Origin of the sequence: Agromyces binzhouensis (assembly GCF_004135055.1) — a bacterium.
Lineage (GTDB): Bacteria > Actinomycetota > Actinomycetes > Actinomycetales > Microbacteriaceae > Agromyces > Agromyces binzhouensis.
This window is the reverse complement of sequence record NZ_SDPL01000233.1, coordinates 1-4,836: the sequence shown is the minus strand read 5'-3', so window position 1 is coordinate 4,836 and position 4,836 is coordinate 1. Positions and strand designations below refer to the sequence as shown.

The 4,836-nt window shown below is 71.1% G+C and carries 4 protein-coding genes; 1 reads left to right on the top strand and 3 read right to left on the bottom strand.

All coding sequences use genetic code 11. From position 1 onward, the window contains the following. The 3 genes from ESO86_RS11480 to ESO86_RS11470 form a co-directional block, all read right to left on the bottom strand. Positions 1-644, bottom strand: a 644-nt coding sequence (locus ESO86_RS11480) for an FMN-binding negative transcriptional regulator (protein ID WP_129235124.1), incomplete at its 3' end; no start/stop codon positions are given. Between the two features lie 13 nt (positions 645-657). Next, positions 658-1,662: an Fpg/Nei family DNA glycosylase gene (locus ESO86_RS11475; protein WP_129235121.1), complete on the bottom strand. Its 1,005-nt coding sequence runs from the start codon at positions 1,660-1,662 to the stop codon at positions 658-660. 3 nt (positions 1,663-1,665) lie between these two features. Further along, on the bottom strand, positions 1,666-2,193 hold the full coding sequence (locus tag ESO86_RS11470) for a ribose-5-phosphate isomerase (protein WP_129235119.1): 528 nt from the start codon (positions 2,191-2,193) through the stop codon (positions 1,666-1,668). A gap of 122 nt (positions 2,194-2,315) precedes the next feature. On the opposite strand from ESO86_RS11470, the gene pepN reads away from it, so the two are divergent. Beyond that, on the top strand, positions 2,316-4,836 hold a 2,521-nt coding region (gene pepN / locus ESO86_RS11465; protein WP_129235117.1), incomplete at its 3' end, for an aminopeptidase N.

The following is a 4,836-nucleotide window of genomic DNA, read 5'->3' as shown; positions in this document are numbered from 1 at the left end:
GCGGCGCGCGCCGCGCGGAGCGCGTCGTGCGTCCGGCGCATCTCCGCGGCGAGCGCGGGGCTCGCGTACGGCCCGTCGCCGTCGAGCTCGGCGATGATCCGGTCGACCGTCTCGTCGGGGCGGTTCTGGCTCATCTTGTTCTTCGCGACGAACCGCGTGATCGGGATGCGGAGACCGACCGTGCCGGCCGCGATGCGCTCGGCGTAGGCCGCGTTCGCGGGCGTCGAGCGCATGCCGCGCGGTTCCGGCATCCGCCCCTCGAAGTGGTCGACGAGGGCGTCGAGGACGCGCAGGTTCTCGTCGGGCTCGAGCAGCTCGGGCGTGCCGTGCAGGTGCGCGGACACGAAGTTCCACGTCGGCACGGCGGGGTTCGCGTCGTACCAGCCGGGCGAGACGTACCCGTGCGGCCCCTGGATGATCACGAGCACGTCGTGCCGGCCGAGCTCGTGGACGAGATCGTCGGGCCGCCCGACGTGGGTGAGCAAGACGATGCCGTCGGCCGTCTCGTCGAGGAGCACCGGGTAGTGCGAGGCGACGAGCCCCGAGGCATCCGTCATCGACACGATCGTCGCCCACGGATGCTCGCGCACGAGGCGCTTCACGCCCTCCTCGCTCGCGAGGGTGAAGCTGGGGTTCTGTCTCATGGGGTTCGCGCTCCTAGGCCTGGCAGTTCGGGCACCAGTAGAGCTTCCTGGCGCCCATCTCCTCGAGGGCGATGTTCGTCCCGCAGACGCGGCACGGCAGGCCCTCGCGCTTGTACACCCAGTGACGATCGTCGCGGTTCGCCATGGCGGCGCGCCAGGCCTCGCCCTCGAGGCCGTCCATCGTCATCATCTGGCCGGTCTCGACGCCGACGCGGAGCAGCCGCGCCCAGTCGTGCCAGAGCTCGCGCACCGTCTCCTCCGGCACCAGCCGGCCCGGGGTGTGCGGGTTCAGCCGGGCGCGGAAGAGCAGCTCGGCGCGGTAGACGTTGCCGATGCCGGAGACGACGTTCTGGTCCATGAGCAGGAGCCCGATGGGCGTGGGCTTCCGGCGGACGACGCTCGTGAAGCGATCCTCCGCCTCGGCGCCGTCGTCGAGCAGCGGGTCGGGGCCGAGCCTGCCGACCACCTGCTCGACCTGCGCCGGATCGAGCACCTCGCAGGCCGTGGGGCCGCGGAGGTCGGCGACGACCGTGTCGGTGAGCAGGCGCACGCGGACCTGCCCGACCGGTTCCGGCGGGAAGGCCTCGAGTGCGGCCCCCTCCTTCTCCGACTCCGACATCCGCAGCCGCGTGCGGCGCGGCGCGCCGATCGAGGTGACCGAGTTCTCGCCGGCGCCGTCGAACACGACCGCGTCGGGGTTCGGGCCGTCGAGGAAGGTGCCCCGCTGGTTCGTCTGGCCCATGCGTCCGTTCGACGACGCGATGGTGGCGTCCATCAGGATGTCGCCCGCGAAGTCCCACGCGCCGTACATGCCGAGGTGCACCCGCAGCCAGCGGTCGCCCTCGAACCCGAGGAACATCTGCTTGCCGACGGCGCGCGCGTCGACCATGCGCCGGCCGTCGAGGTCTGCGGCGCCCTCGGCGAATCGGCCCTGCGGGCTCGAGGCGTGCACGACGTGGCCGACGAAGTTGCGCTCGAACTGGCGCGTGATGCGGTGGACGGAGTGGCCCTCGGGCACCGGCTACTCCGCGGGCGCGTCGACGACGCGGCCGGTCGAGCCGTCGACGTCGACGCCCTTGCCGGCGATGTCGCCCGTGGTCTCGTACTCCGCGAGCTGGCCGATGCGCCGCACGTGGCGCTCGTCGCCCGAGAACGGCTCCGCGATGAAGGCGTCGATGTAGCGGATCGCCTCCTCGACCGTGTGCTGTCGCGCGCCGATGGAGATGACGTTCGCGTCGTTGTGCTGGCGCGCGAGGATCGCGGTGTCCATGCTCCAGACGAGGGCGGCGCGGATGCCGGCGACCTTGTTCGCCGCGATCTGCTCGCCGTTGCCGGATCCCCCGAACACCACGCCGAGCGTCCTCACGCCGGCGGCCTGGTCGCGGGCGACGGCGAGCGCGGCGTTGATGCAGAAGGCGGGGTAGTCGTCGAGCGCGTCGTACTCGACGGGCCCGTGGTCGACGACCTCGTGACCGCCGTTGACGAGGTGCGCCTGGAGCGTCCGGCTGAACTCGAGGCCGGCGTGGTCGGTCGCGATGTGGATGCGCATGGGCCAAGTCTAGGGAGCCTCGCGCACCTCCCGTCGTCAGGTGGGCGGGACTAGGCTGATCGGGTTGTCCCGCGCCACGAACGCCGGGGTGACGCATCCGTTCGACGCAGATGGAGACCTGAGTGCCTGGAGAGAACCTCACCCGCATCGAGGCCGAGGAGCGCGCCGCGCTCGTCACGGTGCACGACTACGACGTCCGGCTGGACGTCACGACCGGGCCGGAGGTGTTCCGCTCGGAGACCACGGTGCGCTTCGCCGCCCGGAAGGGTGCGTCGACGTTCATCGACGCGATCACCGCGGCCGTGCACTCGGTCACGCTGAACGGCCGTGAGCTCGATCCGGCGGAGGTGAGCGACGGCGTCCGCATCCAGCTGCCCGGTCTCGAGGACGAGAACGAGCTGACCGTCGTCGCCGACGGCCGCTACATGCACACCGGCGAGGGCCTCCACCGGTTCGTCGACCCGGTCGACGACGAGGTCTACCTCTACACCCAGTTCGAGGTGCCCGACTCGCGCCGCATGTACGCGGTGTTCGAGCAGCCCGACCTGAAGGCGGCGTTCCGCTTCACCGTGACCGCGCCGGCGCACTGGCAGGTCGTGTCGAACTCGCCGACGCCCGAACCGGCCGACGCCCACGAGGGCGCCCGGACGTGGGCGTTCGAGCCGACGCCGCGCATCTCCAGCTACATCACGGCGCTCGTCGCCGGCCCCTACGACGTCGTGCGCGACGAGCTCACGAGCGCCGACGGCCGCGTGATCCCGCTCGGCGTGTTCGCGCGCAAGAGCCTGTCGGAGTACCTCGACGCCGACTACGTCTTCGAGAAGACCAAGCAGGGCTTCGAGTACTTCGAGGCCAAGTTCGGCGTGCCGTACCCGTTCGCCAAGTACGACCAGCTGTTCGTGCCCGAGTACAACGCCGGCGCGATGGAGAACGCGGGCGCGGTCACCTTCACCGAGGTGTACGTCTTCCGTTCGAAGGTCACGGATGCCATCCGCGAGCGCCGGGTCGTGACGATCCTGCACGAGCTCGCGCACATGTGGTTCGGCGACCTCGTCACCATGAAGTGGTGGAACGACCTCTGGTTGAACGAGTCGTTCGCCGAGTGGGCGTCGACCATCGCGACCGCCGAGGCCACGGAGTGGGAGGGCGCCTGGACGACCTTCAACGCCATGGAGAAGAGCTGGGCGTACCGCCAGGACCAGCTTCCCTCCACGCATCCGATCGTCGCCGAGATCCGCGACCTCGAGGACGTGCTCGTGAACTTCGACGGCATCACCTACGCCAAGGGCGGGTCGGTGCTGAAGCAGCTGGTCGCCTGGGTGGGCGTCGACGAGTTCTTCGCCGGCGTCTCCGCGTACTTCCGGAAGCACGCCTGGGGCAACACGACGCTCGCCGACCTCCTCGCCGAGCTCGAGGTCGCGAGCGGTCGCGACCTGTCCGACTGGGGGAAGCTCTGGCTCGAGACCGCCGGCGTGAACACGCTCCGGCCCGAGATCGAGACCGACCACGACGGCCGGATCACCTCGTTCGCCGTGCTCCAGTCCGCGATCGAGGCGTACCCGACCCTCCGCCCGCACCGCCTCGCGATCGGCTTCTACAACCTCACCGGCGGCAAGCTCGTCCGCGAGCACCGCGTCGAGCTCGACGTCGACGGCGAGCGCACCGAGGTCGCGGAGCTCGTCGGCTTCGTGCGTCCCGACCTCGTGCTGCTGAACGACGACGACCTGGCGTACGCGAAGATCCGCCTCGACGCCGCATCGCACGGCGTGGCCCTGGCGAACCTGTCGGAGATCGAGGACCCGCTGGCGCGGGCGCTCGTGTGGAGCTCGGTGTGGGATGCCACGCGCGACGCGGAGACCCGCGCGAGCGACTACCTCGCGCTCGTGCTCGGCAACATCGCGAGCGAGACCGAGTCGACGACGCTGCGCATCGTGCTGGCGAACTCCATCCTCGCCGCGAGCGCGTACGTCGAACCCGCCCGCCGCCACGACGCGCTGCGCCTCCTGGCCGACGGCTTCTGGGAGCTCGCGAACGAGGCCGAGGCCGGCAGCGACGCCCAGTTCCAGTTCGTGAAGTCGTTCGCCGCGATCGCCGAGCACGGCTCGAACCTCGGCGCGCTCGAGGACCTCTACGCCGGGACGGTCTCGCTCGACGGCCTCGCCGTCGACACCGACCTCGGCTGGGAGCTGCTCATCGCGCTCGCCGCGGCCGGTCGCGCGGGCGACGCGGAGATCGACGCCCGCCTCGCCGAGGACGACACCGTCACCGGCCGCGAGGCCGCGTCGAAGGCGCGTGCGGCGATCCCGACGGCCGAGGCGAAGGAGCGCGCGTGGTCGTCGCTCGTCGACAGCGACACGGCGACGAACTCGATCGTCCGCGACACCGCGATCGGCTTCGTGCGATCGGCCGACCTCTCCCTCCTCGCCGGGTTCGTCGACCGGTACTTCGCCATGATCGGTCGTGTCTGGACCGAGCGCAGCTACGCGATCGCCGAGAAGCTCGTCGACGGGCTCTACCCGTCGACGCTGGCCGACCGCGCCCTGGCCGACGCGTCGCGCGGATGGCTCGAGGCGAACCCCGAGGCGCCCGCCGCGCTGCGGCGCCTCGTGGTCGAGAACCTCGCCGGCGTGGACCGCGCGCTCG

What these genes read in the sequence shown, in the direction of transcription:
- ESO86_RS11470 (WP_129235119.1), bottom strand. Translation starts at nt 2,193, where the DNA reads ATGCGCATCCACATCGCGACCGACCACGCCGGCCTCGAGTTCAGCCGG.